This is a genomic window from Sandaracinobacter sp. T42 (assembly GCF_059115405.1).
The window spans coordinates 637,053-659,321 of the sequence record NZ_CM181101.1 but is presented as its reverse complement, the minus strand read 5'-3'; the positions used below and the strand labels follow the sequence as shown (position 1 = coordinate 659,321).

The 22,269-nt window shown below is 67.8% G+C and carries 18 protein-coding genes and 1 tRNA gene; 5 read left to right on the top strand and 14 right to left on the bottom strand.

Annotated elements, in window-relative coordinates; all coding sequences use genetic code 11:
• The first annotated feature begins 27 nt into the window (after positions 1-27).
• The gene (locus tag ACW9TV_RS03140) at positions 28-1,449 is read left to right on the top strand and encodes an SLC13 family permease (protein WP_494304402.1); all 1,422 of its coding nucleotides are present in this window, start codon (positions 28-30) and stop codon (positions 1,447-1,449) included.
• Here ACW9TV_RS03140 and ACW9TV_RS03135 read toward each other — a convergent pair.
• On the bottom strand, positions 1,418-2,140 hold the full coding sequence (locus ACW9TV_RS03135; RefSeq protein WP_494304401.1) for an SGNH/GDSL hydrolase family protein: 723 nt from the start codon (positions 2,138-2,140) through the stop codon (positions 1,418-1,420). The genes ACW9TV_RS03140 and ACW9TV_RS03135 overlap by 32 nt on opposite strands.
• Positions 2,141-2,283: 143 nt before the next feature.
• Between ACW9TV_RS03135 and ACW9TV_RS03130 the strand changes: the two genes are divergently transcribed.
• Together ACW9TV_RS03130 and ACW9TV_RS03125 are read left to right on the top strand one after the other, a co-directional pair.
• Positions 2,284-3,225: a ribose-phosphate pyrophosphokinase gene (locus ACW9TV_RS03130; RefSeq protein ID WP_494304400.1), complete on the top strand. Its 942-nt coding sequence runs from the start codon at positions 2,284-2,286 to the stop codon at positions 3,223-3,225.
• Between the two features lie 8 nt (positions 3,226-3,233).
• The gene (locus tag ACW9TV_RS03125) at positions 3,234-4,016 is read left to right on the top strand and encodes a glycosyltransferase family 25 protein (protein ID WP_494304399.1); all 783 of its coding nucleotides are present in this window, start codon (positions 3,234-3,236) and stop codon (positions 4,014-4,016) included.
• Between the two features lie 251 nt (positions 4,017-4,267).
• Here ACW9TV_RS03125 and gltB read toward each other — a convergent pair whose 3' ends face one another.
• The 6 genes from gltB to ACW9TV_RS03095 all read right to left on the bottom strand — a co-directional run bounded on the left by gltB (position 4,268) and on the right by ACW9TV_RS03095 (position 13,315).
• The gene (gene gltB, locus ACW9TV_RS03120) at positions 4,268-8,809 is read right to left on the bottom strand and encodes a glutamate synthase large subunit (protein WP_494304398.1); all 4,542 of its coding nucleotides are present in this window, start codon (positions 8,807-8,809) and stop codon (positions 4,268-4,270) included.
• Between the two features lie 20 nt (positions 8,810-8,829).
• Positions 8,830-9,354, bottom strand: a complete 525-nt coding sequence (locus tag ACW9TV_RS03115) for a DUF2059 domain-containing protein (RefSeq protein WP_494304397.1) — start codon at positions 9,352-9,354, stop codon at positions 8,830-8,832.
• Complete coding sequence (locus ACW9TV_RS03110; protein WP_494304396.1) at positions 9,351-9,926, bottom strand: DUF2059 domain-containing protein; 576 nt, start codon at positions 9,924-9,926, stop codon at positions 9,351-9,353. The genes ACW9TV_RS03115 and ACW9TV_RS03110 overlap by 4 nt, the downstream gene beginning before the upstream one ends.
• On the bottom strand, positions 9,923-11,398 hold the full coding sequence (locus ACW9TV_RS03105) for an NAD(P)-dependent oxidoreductase (RefSeq protein ID WP_494304395.1): 1,476 nt from the start codon (positions 11,396-11,398) through the stop codon (positions 9,923-9,925). Before ACW9TV_RS03105 ends, ACW9TV_RS03110 begins: the two co-directional genes overlap by 4 nt.
• 161 nt (positions 11,399-11,559) lie before the next feature.
• Positions 11,560-12,366, bottom strand: a complete 807-nt coding sequence (locus ACW9TV_RS03100) for an undecaprenyl-diphosphate phosphatase (protein WP_494304394.1) — start codon at positions 12,364-12,366, stop codon at positions 11,560-11,562.
• A 7-nt stretch (positions 12,367-12,373) separates the two neighbouring features.
• Positions 12,374-13,315 (bottom strand): complex I NDUFA9 subunit family protein, encoded by a 942-nt coding sequence (locus ACW9TV_RS03095; RefSeq protein ID WP_494304393.1) that lies wholly within the window; start codon positions 13,313-13,315, stop codon positions 12,374-12,376.
• A 105-nt stretch (positions 13,316-13,420) separates the two neighbouring features.
• Here ACW9TV_RS03095 and ACW9TV_RS03090 point away from each other — a divergent pair.
• A tRNA-Leu gene (locus ACW9TV_RS03090) sits at positions 13,421-13,507 on the top strand.
• 79 nt (positions 13,508-13,586) lie between these two features.
• Here the strand turns inward: ACW9TV_RS03090 and ACW9TV_RS03085 are convergent.
• From ACW9TV_RS03085 to ACW9TV_RS03055, 7 genes are all read right to left on the bottom strand, one after another.
• Entirely contained in the window at positions 13,587-14,150 is a 564-nt protein-coding gene (locus ACW9TV_RS03085) for a hypothetical protein (protein WP_494304392.1), read from the bottom strand.
• A 156-nt stretch (positions 14,151-14,306) separates the two neighbouring features.
• A complete protein-coding gene (locus ACW9TV_RS03080) occupies positions 14,307-15,158 on the bottom strand; it encodes a thioredoxin family protein (RefSeq protein ID WP_494304391.1) in 852 nt (283 codons plus the stop codon).
• 44 nt (positions 15,159-15,202) lie between these two features.
• The gene (locus ACW9TV_RS03075) at positions 15,203-16,726 is read right to left on the bottom strand and encodes a TonB-dependent receptor (protein ID WP_494304390.1); all 1,524 of its coding nucleotides are present in this window, start codon (positions 16,724-16,726) and stop codon (positions 15,203-15,205) included.
• 5 nt (positions 16,727-16,731) lie between these two features.
• On the bottom strand, positions 16,732-17,403 hold the full coding sequence (locus tag ACW9TV_RS03070; RefSeq protein WP_494304389.1) for a TonB-dependent receptor plug domain-containing protein: 672 nt from the start codon (positions 17,401-17,403) through the stop codon (positions 16,732-16,734).
• 65 nt (positions 17,404-17,468) lie between these two features.
• Positions 17,469-18,692 (bottom strand): OsmC family protein, encoded by a 1,224-nt coding sequence (locus ACW9TV_RS03065; RefSeq protein WP_494304388.1) that lies wholly within the window; start codon positions 18,690-18,692, stop codon positions 17,469-17,471.
• 413 nt (positions 18,693-19,105) lie between these two features.
• Entirely contained in the window at positions 19,106-20,482 is a 1,377-nt protein-coding gene (locus ACW9TV_RS03060) for an ATP-binding protein (RefSeq protein WP_494304387.1), read from the bottom strand.
• Positions 20,479-21,135, bottom strand: a complete 657-nt coding sequence (locus tag ACW9TV_RS03055) for a response regulator transcription factor (protein WP_494304386.1) — start codon at positions 21,133-21,135, stop codon at positions 20,479-20,481. Before ACW9TV_RS03055 ends, ACW9TV_RS03060 begins: the two co-directional genes overlap by 4 nt.
• 92 nt (positions 21,136-21,227) lie before the next feature.
• Here ACW9TV_RS03055 and ACW9TV_RS03050 point away from each other — a divergent pair, with 92 nt between their 5' ends.
• Positions 21,228-22,268: an efflux RND transporter periplasmic adaptor subunit gene (locus tag ACW9TV_RS03050; RefSeq protein ID WP_494304385.1), complete on the top strand. Its 1,041-nt coding sequence runs from the start codon at positions 21,228-21,230 to the stop codon at positions 22,266-22,268.
• Position 22,269: the final 1 nt, after the last annotated feature.

Below are 22,269 nucleotides of genomic sequence, written 5' to 3'. Positions count from 1 at the left end.
AATGACGGCCGCGCAGGGAATCCGGACTTGACCGGCCATGAAAGGCGCCTGTCGGTGCTGGCGCTTGCGGTTGGGCTGTTCGCGCTGATGCGGCTGCTGCCGGCGCCGGCCGGGCTTTCCGGAGAGGGCTGGGCCGTGGCCGCGCTGGCGGTGGTGATGGCGATGCTGTGGCTTTCGGCTGCGCTGCCGCTGGCGCTGACATCGGTGCTGCCCTTCATCCTGCTGCCGCTGACGGGTGTGATGAAGCCCGCCGGGGTGGCGGGGCTTTACTGGTCCCCCGTGATCTTCCTGGTTCTGGGCGGCGCCATCGTGGCGGTCGCGGTGGAGACGCACCAGTTGCATCGGCGGCTGGCGCTGGCGGTGGTGGCGCGGGCGCCCGCCTCTCCGCGCGGGCTGGTGGTGGCGTTCATGGCGGCGACAGCGCTGGTTTCGATGGGGGTTTCGAACACGGCGACGGCCTTCATCATGATGCCCGTTGCGCTGGCCGTGGCGGGCGCGCTGGCCGGGCCGGCTTCGGGCGGCGCGGGGCTGGTGACGGCGATGGTGCTGGGCGTGGCCTATGCCGCCAACATCGGCGGGCTGGGCACGCTGGTGGGCACGCCGACCAACGCGATTTCGGCCGGGATCGTGGAGCGGTCCCTGGGGTTGCAGGTGGATTTCCTGACCTGGCTGGCCTTTGGCGTACCGCTGGTGCTGCTGGCGATCCCGGCGACGGCGCTGATCCTGATCGCCCTGTTCCGCGTGCCGGGCGGGCGGCTGGACCGGGGCGAGCTGGTGGCGCTGCTGGGGCGGCAGGGCGCGCTGACGCCGGATCAGAAACGGCTGCTGCCGCTGCTGGCGCTGCTGCTGCTGGGCTGGGTGGTGTGGCCGCTGGTGGCCGTTGCATTCGGGCTGCCGGCGACGGACGACGGGATGGTGGCGATGGCGGTGAGCCTGCTGCTGTTCATCGTGCCTTCCGCCGAGCGGGAGGGGGCGCTGCTGGACTGGAAGGCGACGACGGCGCGGCTGCCCTGGGACATCCTGCTGCTGTTCGGCGGCGGTCTTGCGCTGGCGGGGGCGATTACCGATTCGGGGCTGGCGGCCTGGATCGGGGCGCAGCTTTCGGCGCTGGAAGCCTTGCCCACCCTGCTGCTGGCGCTGCTGGTGGTGGGGCTGGTGGTGCTGGTGACGGAGTTCGCCAGCAATGTGGCCGCAGCCAGCGCCTTCATGCCGGTGGTGGCGGCCGTGGCAGTGCAGACCGGAACCGCGCCGCTGCCGCTGGTGATGGCGTCGGCCTTTGCAGCGACCTGGGGGTTCATGATGCCGTCCGGCACGCCGCCCAATGCGATCGCGTTCGCCACCGGCCATGTTTCGATCGGGCAGATGGTGCGGGCCGGATTCCTGGTGAACCTGCTGGGCATCCTGCTGATGGTGGGCGTCAGCTTCGGGGTGGCGGCGTTTCTGGGCTGAGCGTTTCCGGCAGCAGGACGCCAAGCCGTTCATAGGCGGCAGGCGTGAGATGCAGGGCATCGGCCCGGTAGGCCGATGGAACCGAGGCGGCATCGGGGCCGAGCAGGGGGAGCGGATCCGTAACCGTTGCGCCATGGGCGGCGGCAATGGCCGGCAGCGCGGCGGAGAGGCTTTCGAGATAGGGCCCGACGTGGCCGCGCCACAGCAGGCGGCGCGCCGGATCAGGGCGGATCGGCGGGATCGGCTTCAGCAGGACGAGGGCGACGCCGCGCGCCTGCGCGGCGGCGGCCATCCGGGCGAACGCGGCCTTGCTGTCCGCCAGCGCGCGTTCGCGATCCCGTGGGCCGGCGAGGCTGGCGGCGACGGCGTCGTTCACGCCGGCCTGCACGATGGCGAGTTCGGGGCGGTGGCGATCGAGCGCGGCTTCGAAGCTGAAGGCGAGGCGGATGGCGCTTTCGCCGGAATGGCCGTGGCGGGTGACGGGATAAGGGCGATCGGGCAGCGGCCGCCACTGGGCGACGCGGCTGTCGCCGAACAGGAGGACCCCGCCGACGGCGTTGCCCGGATCGGGGCGGGCCGGAAGCGGCCCGGGGGCAGGATGCAGGCGTACGAGCTTTTCACTGCGCCACTGCCAGCCCGCGGCAAGCCCGGCGGCGCCGGCGGCAAGGGCAAGGACAAGCAGGATTTTCACGAGTCTGGACAGCGGGGATGCTCCGGCCGGGAAGGCGGACTTGTCCGACAGCGGACGGGACTGCGCAAGGGGTGGATGCGAAGCCGTTGCGGCAGCGGCGGGCATCCGCTAGGCGCGGGGCAATCCAAAGGGGTGATGACCTGATGAAACTGCTCGCCGGCAACAGCAACTCGACGCTCGCGGCCGATGTCGCCCGCTATCTGGAAATTCCGCTGACGAAGGCGTCCGTGCGACGCTTCGCCGACGAGGAGATCTTCGTGGAGATCCACGAGAATGTCCGCGGCGAGGATGTGTTCGTGCTGCAATCCACCAGCGCGCCCGCCAACGACAATCTGATGGAGCTGCTGATCTGCATCGACGCGCTGCGTCGTTCCAGCGCCAAGCGGATCACGGCGGTGATTCCCTATTTCGGCTATGCCCGGCAGGATCGGAAGCCCGGGCCGCGCACGCCGATTTCGGCCAAGCTGGTGGCGAACCTGATCACCGTGGCGGGCGCGTCGCGCGTGCTTTCGGTGGATCTGCATGCCGGGCAGATCCAGGGCTTCTTCGATATCCCGACGGACAATCTCTATGCCGCGCCCGTGATGTCGGCCGATATCCAGGCGCGCTATCCGGATCATGCCGGCAAGCTGATGGTGGTTTCGCCCGACGTGGGCGGCGTGGTGCGCGCCCGCGCGCTGGCGCGGCGGCTGGGCAATGCGCCGCTGGCCATCGTGGACAAGCGGCGGGAACGGGCCGGTGAATCCGAGGTGATGAACATCATCGGCGATGTTTCCGGGCGCTTCTGCATCCTGATCGACGACATTGTCGATTCGGCGGGCACGCTGTGCAACGCCGCGCAGGCGCTGATGGACGCAGGCGCGGCGGGGGTGGCCGCCTATGTGACGCACGGCGTGCTTTCCGGCGGGGCGGTGGCCCGGGTGGAAGGCTCGGCGCTGACGGAACTGGTGATCACCGATTCCATCGGCGCGACGCCGCCGGTCGCCGAAGCGAAGAAGATCCGGTTGCTTACGATCGCGCCGTTGCTGGGTGAGGCGATCCGGCGCATTTCCGACGAAAGCTCCGTCTCCTCCCTGTTCGACTGAGGCTGGGGGTGAAGGCCTATTGCCTGAACCTGGATCGCCGGCCCGACCGCTGGGCCCATATGCAGCGCGAGGCGGCCGGGGCCGGTTTCGAGCTGGTGCGGATCAGCGCCACCGACGCGCAGGACCCGGCCATCGCCGCCGCGGCGGCTGGCGTGCTGCCCATGGCGAACGGCCACCGGATGAGCGCGGGCGCCTTCGGCTGTTTCCACAGCCATCGCGCGGCCTGGGCCGCCATCGTGGCGAGCGGGGAGCCGCATGGAATGGTGCTGGAGGACGACATGATCCTGGCACCCGGCTTCGGGGCGCTGGTGGCCGACGCCAGCTGGATTCCGGCCGACGCCGACCTCGTGAAGCTGGAAACCTGGGGCACGCGGGCGCATGTTTCGAAGGCGGGCCGCAAGGTGGGCGGGCGGCACCTGGGGCGGCTGCTTTCCAGCCATATTGGGGCGGGCTGTTATGTGCTGACGGCCGCGACGGCGAAGCGGCTGCTGGCGATGACGGAACGGTTCGCGGATCCGGTGGACGAACTGCTGTTCAACGAGAGGCTGGCGTTCTTCCCCACCGCGACGATCTACCAGATGCAGCCCGCGCCTGCCGTGCAGGGCAAGCGCAGCGACAGCGGAACCGCGGAACCCGAATGGGCGGCCGGGTCGATCATGGCGCGCTTCGCCGAAGGCGGGCCGACCGCGCCGGGGCGCGAAGGGCGGCTGGAACGGGTGATCCGGCGCGCGCGCGAGGAACTGCGGCGGCTGCGGCTGGGCAGCCGCTATGAGGTGATCCGCTTCGGCTAGGGGTTTGGCGCGGGGCATGTCGCTTGCCTCCGGCGGGCAGGGAGCCGTGCTCCCTGCACCCACATTCTCAGGCCGGTCGTCCAGGTTGTGCTGACGACCGGGTTATCTGCCTGCGCCGCAGGCAATCGAATCTGTTCACGCGCGCAGCTTTGCGGGTTTGCGCGCGACGCCAGCAGGGAGGGTGCAGGGAAATCATTTCCCTGCCCGCCGGAGGCGAGAGACAAGCCCGCCGGAGGCCGGGAAGCAGGCCCTTACTCGGCTGCTTCCACGGCGACTTCGTCGCTGAGCGGGTGGGTAAGGCGGCTGACCATTTCCTTGGGGCAGATCTGCCAGAAGTGGTTGCGGGCGCGATCCCAGTCTTCCAGCAGGCTTCGGGCCCATGTGCTGCCCGTGAGGCTGGCGTGGCGGGCGATGAGGCCTTTGGCGACATCTTCCCAATGGTGGCTGGCGAAGCGCTGCCAGATGATCGATTCGGGGTTCACCTTGTTCGGCAGCAGGTTCTGTTCGTCATAGACAAAGGCCATGCCGCCCGTCATGCCGGCGCCGAAATTGTCCCCGACTGCGCCCAGGATCACGGCGGTGCCGCCGGTCATATATTCGCAGCCGTTGGCGCCGCAGCCTTCGATGACGGTGACGGCGCCGGAGTTGCGGACGGCGAAGCGTTCGCCGGCCTGGCCGGCCGCGAACAGTTCGCCGGCCGTTGCGCCATAGAGGCAGGTGTTGCCGATGATGGCGTTCTTCTGCGTGGCGAGCGGCGAGGAAACCATCGGCCGCACGACGATTGTGGCGCCGGACAGGCCCTTGCCGACATAGTCGTTGCTGTCCCCGAACACTTCCAGATGGACGCCCTGCACCGCGAAGGCGCCGAGCGACTGGCCGGCCGAGCCGCGCAGGCGGATATGGACATGGCCGGGGGCCAGACCCCGCATGCCGTATTTGCGGGTGATTTCGGCCGAGAGGCGGGTGCCGACGGCACGGTGGGTGTTGCGCACCGAATAGGTGAGCTGCATCTTCTCGCCGCGATCGAAGACGGGGGCTGCATCCCGCAGGATGTCCGCGTCGAGGCTGTCGGGCACCGGATTGCGAGGGGCATCCTTGGTGGACCGGCGCATGGAATCTGCGGCGTCGACCTTGGCGAGGATCGGGTTCAGATCCAGGTCGTCCAGATGTTCGGCGCCCCGGCTGACCTGCCGCAGCAGTTCGGTGCGGCCGATCACTTCGTCGAGGGAGCGGACGCCGAGCTGGGCGAGGATGTCGCGGGTTTCCTCGGCGATGAAGCTCATCAGGTTGATGACCTTTTCCGGCGAACCGCTGAACTTCCGGCGCAGCGACTCGTCCTGGGTGCAGACGCCGACGGGGCAGGTGTTGGAATGGCACTGGCGCACCATGATGCAGCCCATGGCGACAAGGCTGAGGGTGCCGATGCCATATTCCTCTGCCCCAAGGATGGCGGCGATGACGATGTCGCGGCCGGTCTTGAGGCCGCCATCCGTGCGGAGCTTCACCTTCTGGCGGAGGCCGTTGAGGGTGAGGACCTGGTTGACTTCCGAGAGGCCCATTTCCCAGGGTGTGCCCGCATATTTGATGCTGGTGAGCGGCGATGCCCCTGTGCCGCCGACATTGCCGGAGACGAGGATGACATCCGCATGCGCCTTGGCGACGCCGGCCGCGACGGTGCCGATGCCCGCCGAGGAAACGAGCTTCACGCAGACCTTCGCATCCGGGTTGATCTGCTTCAGGTCGTAGATGAGCTGGGCCAGATCCTCGATCGAGTAGATGTCGTGGTGCGGCGGCGGGGAGATGAGGGTGACGCCCGGCGTCGCGTGGCGCAGGCGGGCGATCATTTCCGTGACCTTGAAGCCGGGGAGCTGGCCGCCTTCGCCGGGCTTTGCGCCCTGCGCCACCTTGATCTCGATCTCGGTGCAGGCGTTCAGATATTCCGCCGTGACGCCGAAGCGGCCGGACGCGATCTGCTTGATATTGGAATTGGCGTTGTCGCCGTTGGGATAGGGCTTGTAGCGGATCGAATCCTCGCCGCCTTCGCCCGACACGGCCTTGGCGCCGATCCGGTTCATGGCGATGGCGAGCGTTTCATGCGCTTCGGGGCTGAGGGCGCCCAGCGACATGCCCGGCGTGACAAAGCGCTTGCGGATTTCGGAGATGCTTTCCACCTCTTCGATGGGCAGCGGCTTTTGGGCGTAGTTGAACTCCAGCAGGTCGCGCAGGAAGATCGGCGGCAGTTTCCTGAGGCCTTCGGAGAAGCGCTTGTACTGGCTGTAGCTGTCGTTCGCGACCGCTTCCTGCAGGGTGTGGATGAGCCCGGCCTGCCAGACATGGGGCTCCCCGCCGGAGCGGAAGCGGTAGAGACCGCCGACCGGGAGGGCGGTTGCGGCTTCGTCGAAGGCGCGTTCGTGCCGTTCCTGTGCCGAGAGGAAGAGGCTGTGATAGCCTTCGCCCGAGATCTTGGTGGGCATGCCGGGGAAGAAATCGGCGACGAGGGCGCGGCTGAGGCCGACGGCTTCGAAATTGTAGCCGCCGCGATAGGAGGAGATCACCGCGATCCCCATCTTCGACATGATCTTGAGAAGCCCGTCGTCGATGGCCTTGCGGTAGCGGGCGATGCAGTCGCCCAGGCTGATCGGGCCGAACAGGCCGCGCGCGTGGCGATCCGCGATGGAGGCTTCGGCGAGCCAGGCGTTGACCGTGGTGGCGCCCACCCCGATCAGCACCGCGACATAATGGGTATCGAGGCATTCCGCCGAGCGGACATTGATGGAGGCGAAGGTGCGCAGCCCCTTGCGGACCAGATGCGTGTGCACGCCGGCGGCCGCGAGGATCATGGTGACGGCGCAGCGATCCTGCGACTGGTGTTCGTCTGTCAGGAACAGTTGCGTCTTGCCGGAGCGGACGGCGGCCTCCGCCTCTGCGCGGATGCGGGTGATCGCGGCCCTGAGGCCGTCTGCGCCCTTTGCATAATCGAAGGTGCAGTCGATCTCGGCGGCGGCGCTGCCGAAATGGTCCTTGAGGGCGGCCCATTCCGTTGATGTGATCAGCGGGCTGTCGAGCACCATGACGCCCTTCTGCTGCTCGTGCGAATCGAGGATGTTGCCGTGGTTCCCGAAACGGGTCTTCAGGCTCATCACGCGGGATTCGCGCAAGGAATCGATGGGCGGGTTGGTGACCTGGCTGAAATTCTGGCGGAAGAAATCCGCCATCGAGCGGGAGTTGGCGCTGATGACGGCAAGCGGAGTATCATCCCCCATGGAGCCGACGGCTTCCTTGGCATCCTCCACCATGGGGCCAAGGATCAGTTCCATGTCCTCCAGCGTGCGGCCGGCCGCGATCTGCAGGCGGCGGAGATCCGCGCCCGAGGGATAGGCCGGCGGCGACTTCGCGGCGGCGATGTCCGCGATGCCGGTGAAATCGCCGACCCAGTCCGCATAGGGCTGGGCGGCTGCGAGGCGGTCCTTCAGTTCGCGGTCGTGGAAGAGGCGGCCTTCGGCGAGATCGACGCCCACCATCTGGCCCGGCCCGAGGCGGCCCTTTTCGACCACATTCTCCTCGAGCGTGAAGACCATGCCGGTTTCCGAGCCGACGATGAGCAGGCCATCCTTCGTGCGAGTGTAGCGCATGGGGCGCAGGGCGTTGCGATCGAGCCCGGCGACGATCCAGCGCCCGTCCGTCATGGCGAGCGCGGCGGGGCCATCCCACGGCTCCATCACGCTGGCGAAATAGGCATACATCGCCTTGTGGGCGGGCGGCATGTCCGCGTCCTTTGCCCAGGCTTCGGGGACGAGCATCGTCTTGGCGGTGGGGGCGTCGCGCCCCGAACGGACGATCGCCTCGAACACGGCGTCGAGCGCGGCGGTATCCGAGCTGCCCGCCGGGATCAGCGGCTTGATGTCCTCGCTGGCGTCGCCGAAGGCGCTGGCGGCCATCTTGATCTCGTGGCTTTTCATCCAGTTGGAGTTGCCGCGGATCGTGTTGATTTCCCCATTGTGGGCGAGGCAGCGGAAGGGCTGGGCCAGCCACCATTGCGGGAAGGTGTTGGTGGAATAGCGCTGGTGATAGATGGCGAAGCGGCTTTCGAAGCGCGCGTCGGTGAGGTCCGGATAGAAGACCGAAAGGCTCTCCGCGAGGAAGAGGCCCTTGTAGATGATGGAGCGGCAGCTGAGCGAGCAGATGTAGAAGCCCTGGATCTGGGCCTCGATCACCTTTTTCTCGATCCGTCGGCGGAGGATGTAGAGCTGCTTTTCGAAGGCCTCGCGGCTTTCTTCCGACGTGTCGGACGGGCCGGCGATCATGATCTGCTCGATATCGGGCCTGAGCGCCTGCGCCTTGGTGCCGATCACCGAGACATCCACCGGCACCTGCCGCCAGCCGTAGATGAAATGGCCTTCCGCGATGATTTCGGATTCGACGATGGAACGGCAGGTTTCCTGCGCGGCCAGATCGGTGCGCGGCATGAACACCATGCCGACGGCGAGCAGGTTGGGGCGCGGGCGCTGGCCGGCGCGGTCGATCGCATCGTGGAAGAAGGCGATCGGCAGGTCGAGGTGGATCCCGGCGCCGTCGCCCGTCTTGCCGTCGGCATCCACCGCGCCCCGGTGCCACACCGCTTTCAGCGCCTCGATCCCGGCCTCGACCACGCGGCGGCTGGGTTTGCCGTCGATCGCGGCGACAAGGCCCACGCCGCAGGCATCGGATTCAAGATCCGGGCGGTAGAGCCCTTCTTCGGCCAGCCGGCGGCGCGCGGCATGTTCGGGAAGCAGGATGTCGGCGGGGTGGTGCATGGGTCGGATCCCGTCGGGTGTCAGGAGGTGGTTGGGACGCTGAGGTTGGCGGCCTTCAGCCTGTCGATGATGCGGGGCAGCGCGGCGGCGACTGCCGCCTGGCCCGCATCGCGGCCGAACGCCATCATGCGCAGCTGCATGTCGGGCAGGACCTTCATCACCTTCCGTCCGGTGGGCGAGCGGTTGAAGGCGAGCATTTCGCGCATTTCCCCTGCCGTGAAGCTTTCGACATAGAGGCTGCGCGCATTCTCGATGATGGCCGGGGAGGCCTTCTTCATCGCGCTGGTCAGTTCGTCCAGGAGGATGGCCCTGACTTCGGATTCACGCCCGTTGTTGGCGGACGAAAGGGCGGGCAGGACCTGGGCGATGATGGCTCGCGTCATCTTGTCGAGGATGTCCGCCATGCCGCTGTCGGCGATCAGTTCCTCTGCGACGGCAAGCCGCTCCGCCTTGTCTTCCGCGGAAATGGCGGCGGCAGTCGCAGGCTGCCCGGCGGCCACCGGGCTTGCGGCCAGAAGAAGGGCGATGGCGGCGGCGCGGATCACTTCGCGGGCGCCTGCTGCGGGCCGAGTTTGCGCAGTTCGGCGTCGATCTTGGGACCGACGGACTTTTCGGCGGCGGCGACGCGCGGGCCGAACTTCGCCTGCATGGCCTTGCCGACTTCTGCGTTGATCGCGCCCTGCCGCGCCAGCAGCTTGGCACCGGCCGGTGACTTGTAGAATGCGAGGATGTCGTTCAGTTCGGCCGCGGTGAATTCGCGGGCATAGGCGTCGATCGCGGCCTGGCGGGAAGCGGTGAGCATCTCGCGCTGGATGGGGCCGAGCGCATCGGCCTGAAGCGCGCCGACGCGGGCGAGTGTGGCGTTCACCTGCGCCGGATTCTTCTGCGCCAGTGCGCGGAAATTGGGGTTCTGGCTGAGCACGGCGCGGATCACCTCGCCCTTGCGCATCGCGGCGATCTGGGCATCGAGCTGCGCCTTTGAGCGTACGGGCGGATTGGTGACATCCGCCACGGCGGCCGCCGCCGTGCGGGCATCGGCCTGCGCAAGTGCCGGGGTTGCGGCGGCAAGCACCGCCGGGACGGACAGCGCCACAAGGGCGCGGGTAAGGATCGTCATGCTACCTCCTCAAGGGCCGTGCCGGTTGCGGCAGCGGCTGTGCCCGCCTGGGCCTTGAGCCAGGCGTGCATCGACTGTGCGACATCCCGGCCCTCGCGAACAGCCCAGACGACGAGGCTGGCACCACGAACGATATCCCCGGCAGCGAAGACGCCGGGGAGGCTGGTGGACAGGCGCGCGCCATCGGCCTTCAGCGTGCCCCAGCGCGTGGTGGCGAGCGCCGGTTCGGCGAAGGCGGCGGGCAGATCCTCTGGATCGAAGCCCAGCGCTTCGATGACGAGATCGGCGGGGAGGGTGAATTCCTGTCCCGGTTCCGGTTCGGGCTGGCGACGGCCCGACGCATCCGGCGCGCCCAGGCGCATGCGCCGCGCGGTGACGGAGGCGACGCGGCCATCCGGCCCGGCCGCAAAGGCGGCTGGTGCGGCGAGCCATTCGAAGCGGACGCCCTCTTCCTCGGCATTCAGGGTTTCGCGCTGGGAGCCGGGCATGTTGGCGCGATCCCGACGATAGAGGCAGGTGACGCTGGCGGCCCCCTGCCGGACGGCGGTGCGCACGCAATCCATCGCCGTGTCGCCGCCGCCGATGACGACGACGTGGCGGCCCTGGGCGTTGAGTTCGCCGGATTCGAAGGCGGGAACGCTGTCGCCCAGACCCTTGCGGTTGGAGGCGATGAGATAATCCAGCGCCTTCGTGACGCCCGGGAGCCCGGAACCGGCGAGGCCCAGCGGACGCGGCTTGTAGACGCCGGTTGCGATCAGCAGCGCATCGTGGCGCCTGCGCAGATCCGCGAAGCGGATGTCGGTGCCGATTTCGGTGTTGAAGTGGAAGTGGACCCCGCCTTCGGCCAGGCGGCGGGTGCGGCGTTCCACCACGTCCTTCTCGAGCTTGAAGCCGGGGATGCCATAGATGAGGAGGCCGCCGGCGCGATCCGCCCGTTCATAGACATGGACATCATAGCCGCGCACGCGCAGCAGTTCGGCGGCGGTGAGCCCCGCCGGGCCAGAGCCGATGATGCCGACGGACTGGGCGGAGCGATCGCGCAGGGGGACGAGCGGTTCGACCCAGCCTTCCTTCCAGGCGGTGTCGGTGATGAACTTTTCCACCGAGCCGATGGTGACGGCGCCGTGGCCGGATTGTTCGATCACGCAACTGCCTTCGCACAGGCGATCCTGCGGGCAGATCCGGCCGCAGATTTCGGGCATCGTGGAGGTGGAGGCGGAGAGCTGATAGGCTTCCTGCAGGCGGCCTTCGGCGGCGAGCTTCAGCCAATCCGGGATATGGTTGTTGAGCGGGCAGTGAACCTGGCAGAAGGGAACCCCGCATTGGGAGCAGCGCGAGGCCTGCTCTTCTGCCTTGGCGACGAGGAAGCCCTGGCTGATTTCGTGGAAATCGTGCGCGCGATCCTGGGGCGAGCGCTTTTCCGGGAACGCCTGACCCGTATGGATGAAGCTGAGCATTCGACTGTTCGCCACGGGCCTTGTTCCCCACAGAATCGGAAAGCGGGGTGGGCCATAACAGCCATTTTCATGCCTTGCCAGTGGGTGGGTCAGCTATACTGACCTTATTTTCCTGCTTGAGAACAGATTTCAGGCCTTTCTCATTATTGCGACCCGCCATTAGTTCCGATCCGGTATTATCTGGCGAGGAGCCAGACGAGTGCGAGGCTGCCCAGGGCGATCCGGTACCAGGCAAAGGGGGCGAAGCCGTGCCGCCCGACGAAGCCGACCAGCCAGCGCACCACCAGCAGGGCCGAGAGGAAGGCCGTGACGAAGCCGATGGCGATGAGGCCGAGATCGTCGAAGCTGAGGAGATGCCGTTCCTTGTAGAGTGAATAGACGGTGGCGGCCGCCATGGTGGGCACGGCGAGGAAGAAACTGAATTCGGCGGCCGTCTTGCGATCCAGCCCCATCAGCAGGCCGCCCATGATGGTGGCGCCCGAACGTGAGACGCCGGGGATCATGGCGATGCACTGCACGGCGCCGACGCCGAGCGCTGTCTTCCAGGGCATGTCCTCCACCGTGCCGGGGACTCGCGGCTTCACCAGCCGTTCGATCAGCAGGATCAGAAACCCGCCGACGATGAGGGCGACGGCGACGACCATCGGGCTTTCGAGGAGCGCACGGATGGCGGAGTAGGCGACGACGCCAACCAGCATCGCGGGCAGGAAACCCAGAAGGATGTTGCGCACGAAGGCGACGGCACCCGGTTCGCGGCGGAGCGCGCCGATGGCGATGCGGGTGAAGCGGTCCCGGTAGGCGACCAGCACGGCGAGGATGGCGCCGAGCTGGATCGCGATCTTGAACGCGACGGAACCTTCGCCGCTGAACCCGATCAGTTCCGAGGCGAGGATGAGATGCCCCGTGGAGGAGACGGGCAGGAACTCGGTGAGGCCTTCAAGCAGGCCGAGCAGGAGGGCCTGCAGGATGGCTGTGGGATCCATTCGCGGCTCAGGCGGCGAATCGGCCGCCCGCGCGATAGCGGGCGAGCCACTGGCCGGCGACGGCCTGCAGCGATACGGGCGCGATGCCGAGATCGGGGAGCCCCGGATAGGCGCCGGACACGATGTTGTCGGCCTTCAGCATCAGATACTGATCCTGCGTGAGCGGCGCGCCGGGAAGGAAGCCCAGCCCCGCGATGAAGCGTGCGGCGATATCGGGTGTATCGACCAGGGCCTTTGCCGCATTCCCTGTTTCATCGGCGATGAAGCGCATGATCTGGCGCATGCTGAGAACTTCCGGGCCGCCCAGTTCGTGAACGCCGCTGCGCCCACCGGCGATGATGGCATGAACCGCCGCGGCCACATCCTTCACATGGACCGGCTGGAAGCGGGTTTCAGGGGCAATCACCGGAACGACCGGCGCGGATGCGATCAATGACGCGAAGCGATTGGTGAAGCCGTCCTCTGCGCCGAACACCAGGCTGGGGCGGACGATCGCGGCCAGCGGGAAGGCCGCAAGCGCCGCCGCTTCGCCCTGGGCCTTGGTGCGGCCATAGGCCGACGGGCTGGCGGGATCTGCGCCGATGGCCGACAGCTGGACAAAGGCGCGCGCACCGGCTGCGGCTGCGGCCTGCGCGGCGACGCCTGCGCCCTGTGCCTGGATTTCGCTGAAGCGCTGGCCGCCCTTTTCGTCGAGGATACCGACGAGGTTGACCACGACATCCGCCCCGCGGACGGCCGCCGCGACGCTGGCCGGCACCCTGAGATCGGCGCGGGCGAAGCTGATCTGGCCCACATCCCCCAGCGGCTTCAGCCGACGGGCACGTTCCGGATTGCGGCTGGCGATCCGGAGCTGCCAGCCTGCGCGGGCGAGCGATTCCGCAACTGCGGTTCCGATGAAACCGGCGCCACCGATGAGCACCGCGAGGCCTGGGGAAGGAGCGATCTGCATGCCGCAGCCCTTAGCCGGGCGATTGGCCTGTTGACAATCGCGAGGACGCCCAATAACGAGCGCGCCTCGCAGTCAGCCATGGCCGGCTGCGGGTGACGCCCCAGTGCCCAGGTGGCGGAATTGGTAGACGCGCAGGTTTCAGGTACCTGTGGCCGCGAGGCCGTGAAGGTTCGAGTCCTTTCCTGGGCACCAGGCGCCCCCTTTCGGGGGCGCCAGAATTTCCCGACAGAGCGATTGTGGCGCCTTCCCGGCATACGGGCGGCCGAGCTGATCAGGCGGCGTTCAGCCAGTTCCGGCACGCGTCCAGCACCTTGCTGTCGGCCTGTGCCGCGCAGGCCTCTGCCGTGCGGGCGCGCAGCCGTTGCAGCGTTCCTGCCCCGTTATGCGTGTTGCTCCACTCTTGCAGGGATTTTCCAAGCCCCTCCAGCCGCTGGCGGGTCCGCTGGCGATATCCATCTGGCTGGCTAGCCAGTTCACCGATTACCTGGCCCGTCGCCTTCTCGATGACGGCGTCATCCTCCGGTGTCAGCCGGAGCAGGCCTTCCACATAGGTCACGCCCCACTGCACCCGGCTTGCCGGCCCTTCGGACGTCTCGTAGCCGCGGCGCAACCAGTCCACCGCTGTCGCCCTGTCGCCGCGTTCCTCGGCCAGTTTCGCCAGTGTCGGCATATAGTAATAGGGCGCCGCCGACTTCCCGAGTTCGGCCTTCAGCAGCGCTTCCGCGCCCTTGCTGTCCCCGGCCTGGGAAAGCAGCCGCGCGGCTGTGCTGATCAGCGACTGCCGCTCGTGGGGGTTGCGCGCCGCCTTGTCGGCCCAGGCCACACGTTCGTGCACCTTCCGCACCAGTTCGGCCGGCAGCGACGCTTCCTTTCCGGCCGCCGCCTGAAAGAGCGCGATCTCGGCCCCGACCGCGGAAAGTCGATCCGAAGCTGTCAGGCCCTCGTCGCCCTGAAAGCTCTCCAGCGCGGTCGTCAGCCTGCGCGCGAGCGCTTAGCGCGCGGGGCCGGCGGGGGCGGCTGCCTGCACCAGCGGAACGGCATTCTGCGCCAGCGTGGCGCGATTGGCCCGAAGTTCCGCGGGGTTCGCCAGAACCGCTTCCAGCACGGTCCTTGCCACGGCCTGCGCGGCGGGCGCCGGCGGCGGATCCTTCGGCGAACGGCGTGCCAGCGCCTGCAGCGCGAACTGCCGGCGCAGTTCCGGCGTCGGGGCGGCCGCGGCCAGCTTGGGCAGCACGGCCGCAGGGCCGCCAGACCCTTCCTCGTTGCTCCAGCCGCCATAGCCGGCAAGCAGTGTCCAGTCTGCGTCGGAAAGGCTCCCGGGGTCGGTCCGGACCCGTTGCACCAGTTCCGCGAAGCTGCCGGTGCCCTTCTGCACTGCTGCCAGAACCGCGGCCACCTGATCGGGTTCGCCCCCGCCCGAAAGCCGGGTGATCTCGCTCTGGTCCGGGCGAAGCACGATCAGCGTCGGATAGCCCTTGATGGCGAAGCGTTCCCCCCAAGCCTGTGCGCCCTTTGAATCCCCGTCCAGATAGACGGGGATGAAATCCCGGGTGCGGGCAACGAATTCGGGGTCCTTGAACAGCCCGGCTTTCAGCCGGTTGCACGGCGGGCACCACACAGCACCCCAGTAGAGCAGTACCGGCTTCTTCTGCTCGACGGCTTCGGCGAAGGCATCGGCGACATCGCCCTGACGCCAGGCGATTTCGCTCGCCTGCTGGCTGGTGGCGGTCTTTTCCGGCTGCAACTTCCCGCACCCGGGCAGGGCAAGCGCCGATGAAAGAAGGGCGACCGGCACGGCCAGCAGGTGGGATTTGCGCAGGCGCGAGGGATACGTCGTGACCATGTTGGCAACTCCGCTGGGAGAGGGGGACAGGGGGCGGGTGGGGATTAAAGGCTGATCTTCAGATCAAGGCTGATGGTGCGCGGTTGCCCGGGCGACAGCGAGTAGCAGCAGGTGCTGGTGCCGCTGTTCCAGTAGCGGGTGTCGAAGAGGTTCTGGATCTGCCCCCTCAGCGTCAGTTCGCGGCCGCCCAGCTCGAAGGCATATTCGCCGCCCGCCGTCGCCAGCAGCACGTCTGGTGTATAGACCGTCCAGTTCTTCGCCTGATTGTTGTAGATGGCGGCCTTGCCCTGGTAGCGCAGCAGCCCGCGCAGGCTCAGCCCCTCGAGGAAGGCCGGCGAGACGGCGACATCGGCAACACCGCTGAACTTCGCCGTGCCGTGCAGCGGGCGGCCGATCAGCCAGCTGTTGGCGGCCTTCTGATGGGTGCCATCCACATAGACGCCGGAAAGGCCGAACGACCATGCGGGGTTCACCCGGTAGCGCCCGGCGACCTCGAGGCCCTGATAGCGTTCGACGCCATCCTGCACGAGGCGGTTGTCGTCGGTGATCAGGTTGGCGCCCCGGTCCAGCCGGAACAGCGCCACGGTCGCATCCCAGTCGGTGCGCTGCCATTTTGCGCCGATCTCATACTGCTTGCTGGTCAGCGCGGGGAGGATCTCGCCCTTGTTCGCATAGACGTCGCCGACGATGGTCCCTTCCGCCAGCGCCTGGATGTAGCTGGCATAGATGGTGGTGCCGGGATCGGGCTTGAACAGCAGCGCGAAGGTGGGGGTGAAGCCGTCGGTCCTGTAGTCGCTGGTCAAAGCCTGCGAGAGCCAGTTCCACGACTTTGACTTGTAGCTGGTGTAGCGCAGCCCGGCGAGGACGCTCAGCTTGTCGACCAGGGTGACGGTGTCGCTGACGTAGGCGGATTTCTCTTCGTTCCAGCCGGTCTTGCGCGCTTCGAGGTCGCGCCTGTTGTCGAAGGTCCAGGTCGCAGGCACGGGGTTGAAGATGTTGCCGCCCGGCTGGACGGTGGCGAGGTTCTGCCCATGCTTGCCCTCGCTGTCGCGCCAGTCCGCGCCGACCGAAAGCTGGTGCGACAGCCCCCCTGTCTCGAATTTCCCTTCCGCATAGAAGGAGATCATGTTGTTCTTGTAGATGTTGAGGCCGTTGAACAGCCGCAGCGCATAGTCACCCTGCTGGTTGATCAGCAGGATGCGCTCGTACGGGAGCCGGTGGTTGCTGCCGACCGTGCCGGCGCTGACGCGGGCGTGCCAGTCCGGATCGAATTGCCAGGTCAGGCTTGTGGTCGCCGAATGCAGCCGGCCATCGGTATAGGTGTCGTCGGATGCGAAGCGCGTGCGGCCGCTGACGGGGGCCGGGACGTTCCTGTCCTGGTAGCTGGGGACGAAGGGCGCGGCATTGCCGCCCACCACCCAGCTCGGCTCGGCGAGATTGATCCGGTTGTGCTGGTAGAAGGCGTCCCCGCGCCAGGTCAGCTGTTCGCTGATCTTCAGTGCGAGGCTGACGGCGGCCCCCTGCCGCAGCACGTTGCTGCCGGCATAGGTGTCGCCGAATTCCTGCACCAGATTCACCCGATAGCCGACGGGCCCTGCGTATTCCCGACATCGACATGCTGGCGGAACTGCGATCTGGACTGATAGCCGAAGCTGAAGTCCAGCAGCTGGTTCTCGGTCGGCTGCTTGGTGACATAGTTGATGATGCCGCCGGGCGCCGCAAAGCCATAGATGAAGCCGCCCGCGCCTTTCAGCAGCTGCACCTGTTCGAGAAACTCGGGCGGGGTATCCGCACCTTGCGAATCCCGCAGCGGCACGCCGTTGTAGAGGTGCGTGCGAACGGCAGCCCCGCGCACCGTCACCCACTGCGCGTGGATATTGTAGCGGCTGCCGCCATCGCGGGAGACGCTTGCGTCGGCCACGAAATAGTCGGCCGTGGTGAATGCCCGCAGCTTTTCGATGTCATCGGCGGTCGCCGCCGACAGCGAGAAAGGCGTGTCCAGGCTGGTGCGCGTGCCCAGCGCGCCGGAGCTGATCTCGCCGCCGCCCCGTTCGGCCTGGCCGGTCACCACGATCGTGTCGGCATAGTCTCCGGCATCCCCGGCACCGGCAGTCTCTCCGCCCGTTTCGCCGCCCGTTTCGCCACCGGCCTCGCGCGGGTCTTCGTCCTTTACGGCCCATGCGGCCGTGGCCGGGAATGGCAGGGTCGCCAGGACAATGGCCGACAGGGCCAAACGATAAGTCATCAGATATCCCCTGGATTTCATGCATTGAGGGGGCGGCGACGGCCGCCCGTTCGGATGCAGGCGGTTCAGCCTGCGTAGCGTCCGCGAACGACCCGGCCGTCGATCGGCTGCGAATCCTTCAGCAGGTTGTAGATCGGGCATGAGCCCTCGACCGCGGTCCGCAGTTCCTCGATCACCGGCGCGGGCGCCGGGGATTCGATGTGGACGCTATAGGAAATGTTCCGGAAGCGCGGCGGGTTCGCTGCTCCTCCGTCCACGCGAGGCGACAGCGTCGCTTCTGTGCGCAGTTCCAACGAATCCAGCATCACCTGCCGCTTCGCGGCCTCGATCTCGAAGATGTGCGTCAGGCAGGTGCCGAGCACGCCGATCTGATGTTCTTCCACCGTCGGCGCCAGGCCATAGCCCAGCTGCCCGGCCCGGCTGTCGTGCACGATCTGGTAGTTGCCCGTGCCTGTCCGCGTGTTGCGGATGCCGGTGTTCGGCTCGACATGGGCATGCGCCCTGAGCCCAGCCGCTTGCGCCCCGGACCGCACGGGCGCCTTCGCCGCCGCTTCCCGCCGCGCCTGCCGCCGCAGGATCGCCTGCCGCTTCTCCACCAGGAAGTCCCGGAGCCCGGGGGGCAGATCGGGATCGCGCAGGGCCGGGCTGGCCGTCAGCTTCACGGGGCCATGGCCGATCTGCTGGCTGTCGCGCACGATGCTCAGCACCGGCGAGACGCGCTCGACCGTCTGGCGCAACTGTTCCAGCTGCGCATCGGTGGCGGGCGAATCGATATGCGCCACATAGGCCAGGTTGCGCGGGTAGGAGACCTTGCGTGTCTTCGCGACTTCCGGCGTGTCGGGCGTGCTGGTGAAGATCACGTCGATGGCGTCGACGGGGATGTTCGCCGCCGTCGCCTGGATCAGGAATTCATCCGCCAGCGCGCTCGCGACAATGGCGGCAAAGGTGTCCCAGGATCCTGCGCCCAGATCATAGCCGGCATAGTCGCGGTCGCTGTCGCTCAGATACTGGAAATCCCCGATGCGAAGCCGGCGGACGCCGGACCGGCTTTCCGCCGTGGTGCGCACCTTGATCTCGAAGTGCGATTGCGCCGCCGGCTGCTGCAGGGCCGCCCGCTTCTTCGCCTGCACCTCTCTCAGCGGAGAGACGCCGGCCGCGGCGAACGCCGTCGGTGTGCCTGCCAGCAGCGCCAGCCCGGCCGTTGCAGCCACCAGCAGCGCACGCCGACGGCTTGCGGACCGGATTTTCCCCCTGTTGCCGCTGCGACCTGCGGCGTCTTGTGTGAACATGTCGGCTTCTCCCATGCGGATCGGTTGTCGTTGTTCGGCGATGTGCGACGCGCGCACGCGGGCGCCTTCGGGAAAGGGCGCTTCCCGCCGGTCGTTTCATCAGGTCTGTGTCGGTCAGGCGGCGGGCGCGGCCTCAGGATGGCGGCGGGCGCATCCAGGCTCTGCGCAAGGCGTCAGCCATCGGTGCGTCGGGGGTGTGGAAAGGGATCCGGCACGGCATCGTCTGAAGCACCTCCTGGAAGATTTGCCATGGGGCCTGACGATGACGTCTCAGCGGGAAACGCGGCCGGATCGGCCGTCTGCGCACAGGATTATGGCATCGGCGATCAGCCGGAAAGAAAGCTAATCTATTTGGTTGACAATTTGAGATGCGGGGCTCGTTCCGGCCGAGCCCGCCGGCCCGGCCGCGGGTGTCACGCCTCGGTGATGCGTGTGTCTGGCTGGCCGCTGATGTCCAGCGAGAGCAGGACAGAAAGGCCCGGTTGCCCGTCCGTGCGGGCGCCAAGCCGGATCTCGCCCCCGTGCAGGACGGCGAGATCCCTTGCGATCGCAAGCCCCAGGCCGTGGCCGGGCGTCTGTTCGTCCAGGCGATTGCCGATGTCGAACACCTGGTTTCGCAGCGCCTCCGCGATGCCCGGCCCGTCATCCTCGATATGGATCAGGGCCCTGCCCTGCGCGACCGCCCAGCTGATGCGGACTTCGCTTCGGGCCCATTTGCCGGCATTGTCGGCGAGGTTCGAAAGGATCTCCGCGAAATCCTCCGGCTCGATGGCCAGGGCGACGGGCGTTCCGTCCTGAACATGGAAGCGGATGGCGTTGCCGGCATGGAGGCGTTCCATCGCGCCGGCAATCGACCGGACGGCATCGGGCAGTTCTGTCCTTGCGCCGTGGCGCACGCCTGCCCGGGCCCGGGCCAGATGCCAGTCCAGTTGTCGCGCCATCCGTCTGGACTGTTCCAGCAGGGTCACCGCGCTGTCCCCGGCCCGGCTGCGCGCCAGCGTTTCCGCTTCGTCGGTGAGGATCGCGAGCGAGGTGCGCAGGCTGTGGGCCAGGTTCCCCGCCTGAATCCGGGCGCGCGTCACCATGTCCTCGTTGATGTCCAGCAGTCCGTTCAGATCGGCGACGAGAGGTGCGATTTCGGTCGGCCATTCGCCGTCCATGCGGCGGGCGCGCCCGGCGTGCACATCCGCGACCGCCTGGCCCAGCCGGCCCAGCGGCCGCAGCGTGTAAACAACCAGCAGGAACCCCGTGCCCAGAACCCCCAGCGCCAGCAGCAGGAGCCAGCGCCGCAATTCCCTGTCGAAGGCGTGGATCACCGAATCCAGGTGCCGCTCGTCCGTCGCGATCAGGAAGTGCAGACTGCCGCCGCCCGGCACGGGCCTGGCAAAGCCGTAGGTCATCGACGGGCCCGTCGGCCCCGGCGCCAGCCGGTGCACGATATTCGGCTGATGCGCCAGCGACGTTTCCAGCGCGCCGGAGGTGAGGGACGCGGATGTCAACGGGGGGTGACCATCCCGTACCACCTGCCAGTAGAAGCCGGAATCCGGCTGTGCGTAGCGCGGGTCGGAGAGGGGGCGTTCCAGCACCGGCCGCCCGTCCGCATCCAGCCGGGTGAGATCCGCAAGCTCGGTCAGGTGCACCTCAAGTTCCTCGTGGAACTGCTTTTCCACATGCCGGCGAAAGAGGGCGGACGTGCTGAGGCCGATCACCACCAGCCCGGCGCTGATCCAGACCAGCATCGCCAGCAGGAAGCGCAGCCTGAGGCTGCCTGCGGCGTGTGCGGGCTTCATGACTGAAACCGATAGCCGAGCCCGCGCATGGTCGCGATGGCCTCACGCCCGATCTTGCGCCGCAGGCGGCTCACCTGCACTTCCAGCGCATTCCGGTCGCGCTCCTCCTCAAGCGCATAGAGCTGTTCCAGCAGGCTTTCCTGTGAGAGGATATGGCCGGGTCGCCGGAGGAACAGTTCCAGCAGGCGGAATTCCTGCCGGCTGAGATCGAGCGGCTGCCCGCCCCGGCTTGCGGTGCGCGCCACCGGATCCAAAGTGATGCCGCCGGCCTGCAGCAGGGGCGCGCCGCCGGCCTGTGTCCGTCGCACCAGCGCATGGATGCGCGCGATCAGCTCTTCCGACTGGACCGGCTTCACGACGAAGTCATCGGCCCCCGCGTTCAGCCCCTCCACCTTTTCCTGCCAGCTGCCCCGGGCCGTGAGGATGATGACCGGCGTGCGCACGCCCCTGGAACGCCAGTGCCGCAGCACATCGATGCCTGGCAGGGCCGGCAGCCCGAGATCCAGCACCAGTACGGCAAGCTGCCCCAGATCCGGCCAGTCGGCCGCCGTTTCGCCATCGAAGGCCTGGTCGACCGAAAAGCCAGCCGCTTCCAGCCGCCGTCTCAGCCGGCCCGACAGTTCCGCATCATCCTCGACCAGAAGCAGGCGCATCGATCCTCCTGAAGGGCAGCTTAGCCGCCATCCCTTGCAGCAAGCTGACAGATTGACAGGTTCGTGCAAGATTCATCGGGCATCGACGCGGCATGATTAAGCCGGGCCATCTTTGCATAATCGCGCTGCTGCCACTCGCGCTGGGGGCATGTGGCAAGTCCCAGGATGCCGCGCCGCCGGAGCCGGTGACCCCCCAGCAGCCGAAGACCGCAGTTGCGCGGGCCGCGAACGAGGTGCCGCTGGGCATCGTGCCCGCCACGATCAGCTTTCCGCCTGCTGCGCGGGTCGCCGTGACCGCCGCCTTTTCCGGGGCGATCCGCCAGCTGCACGTCATCGAGGGCCAGGACGTCAGGAAGGGGCAGCTTCTCGCCACCGTCGTCAGCCGGGAGGCGCTGTCGCTCGCGTCCGATGGGGCCCGCGCCGATGCGCGCGTGGATCTGGCGCGGGCCAATGCGAACCGGATCGGCCAGCTGGCCGCGGAGGGTGTCGTGGCGGGCGCCCGTGCGGACGAGGCGAAGGCGGCCCTGCGCGAGGCGCTGGTTGACCAGTCGGAAGCAGCGCGTGCGCTGGCCCGCGCCGGCGCCGGCACCGACGGGATGGTGCGGCTTGTCGCGCCCATCGCCGGTCGCGTGTCGAAGATCGCCGTCGAGACGGGCGGCCCGCTGGACGGCATGACGGCGCCGTTCGTGATCGAAGGTGGCGGCCGCTATACGCTGAATCTGCAACTGCCGGAGCGGCTCGTGCGGCAGGTCCGGCCGGGCATGGCGGTTTTGCTGGCCGATGGAACGCGCGGGCGGATCCTCTCGGTCGCGCCGGGGCTTGATCCGGCCACGCGGTCTGCCCAGGCCATTGCCGCCCTGGACGGGGCGCCGGGACTTCTGGCGGGCGGTTCCGTCAACGTCACGATACTGGGGGACGGCAAGAGCGGCTCGACAGCCGTGCCTTCCGCAGCCGTTGCAAGACTCGCGGGGGGCGACGTGGTTTTCGTGAAGGCCGCGAAGGGCTTTCAGCCGGCGCCTGTCGTCGTCGGCGCGACGGCGGACGGCATGACCTACATCATCGACGGGTTGCAGCCCGGGGCCACGGTCGCGATCTCGAACCTTCCCGAACTGAAGTCGCAGGCGGCCGACTGAC

Bases quoted from the DNA above. Each gene is read 5' to 3' on its own strand.
- ACW9TV_RS03130 (WP_494304400.1), top strand. From the start codon at position 2,284: ATGAAACTGCTCGCCGGCAACAGCAACTCGACGCTCGCGGCCGATGTC.
- ACW9TV_RS03065 (WP_494304388.1), bottom strand. From the start codon at position 18,692: ATGTTCACACAAGACGCCGCAGGTCGCAGCGGCAACAGGGGGAAAATC.
- ACW9TV_RS03055 (WP_494304386.1), bottom strand. From the start codon at position 21,135: ATGCGCCTGCTTCTGGTCGAGGATGATGCGGAACTGTCGGGCCGGCTG.
- ACW9TV_RS03080 (WP_494304391.1), bottom strand. From the start codon at position 15,158: ATGGTCACGACGTATCCCTCGCGCCTGCGCAAATCCCACCTGCTGGCC.
- ACW9TV_RS03070 (WP_494304389.1), bottom strand. From the start codon at position 17,403: ATGACTTATCGTTTGGCCCTGTCGGCCATTGTCCTGGCGACCCTGCCA.
- gltB (WP_494304398.1), bottom strand. From the start codon at position 8,809: ATGCACCACCCCGCCGACATCCTGCTTCCCGAACATGCCGCGCGCCGC.
- ACW9TV_RS03100 (WP_494304394.1), bottom strand. From the start codon at position 12,366: ATGGATCCCACAGCCATCCTGCAGGCCCTCCTGCTCGGCCTGCTTGAA.
- ACW9TV_RS03060 (WP_494304387.1), bottom strand. From the start codon at position 20,482: ATGAAGCCCGCACACGCCGCAGGCAGCCTCAGGCTGCGCTTCCTGCTG.
- ACW9TV_RS03050 (WP_494304385.1), top strand. From the start codon at position 21,228: ATGATTAAGCCGGGCCATCTTTGCATAATCGCGCTGCTGCCACTCGCG.
- ACW9TV_RS03110 (WP_494304396.1), bottom strand. From the start codon at position 9,926: ATGACGATCCTTACCCGCGCCCTTGTGGCGCTGTCCGTCCCGGCGGTG.
- ACW9TV_RS03095 (WP_494304393.1), bottom strand. From the start codon at position 13,315: ATGCAGATCGCTCCTTCCCCAGGCCTCGCGGTGCTCATCGGTGGCGCC.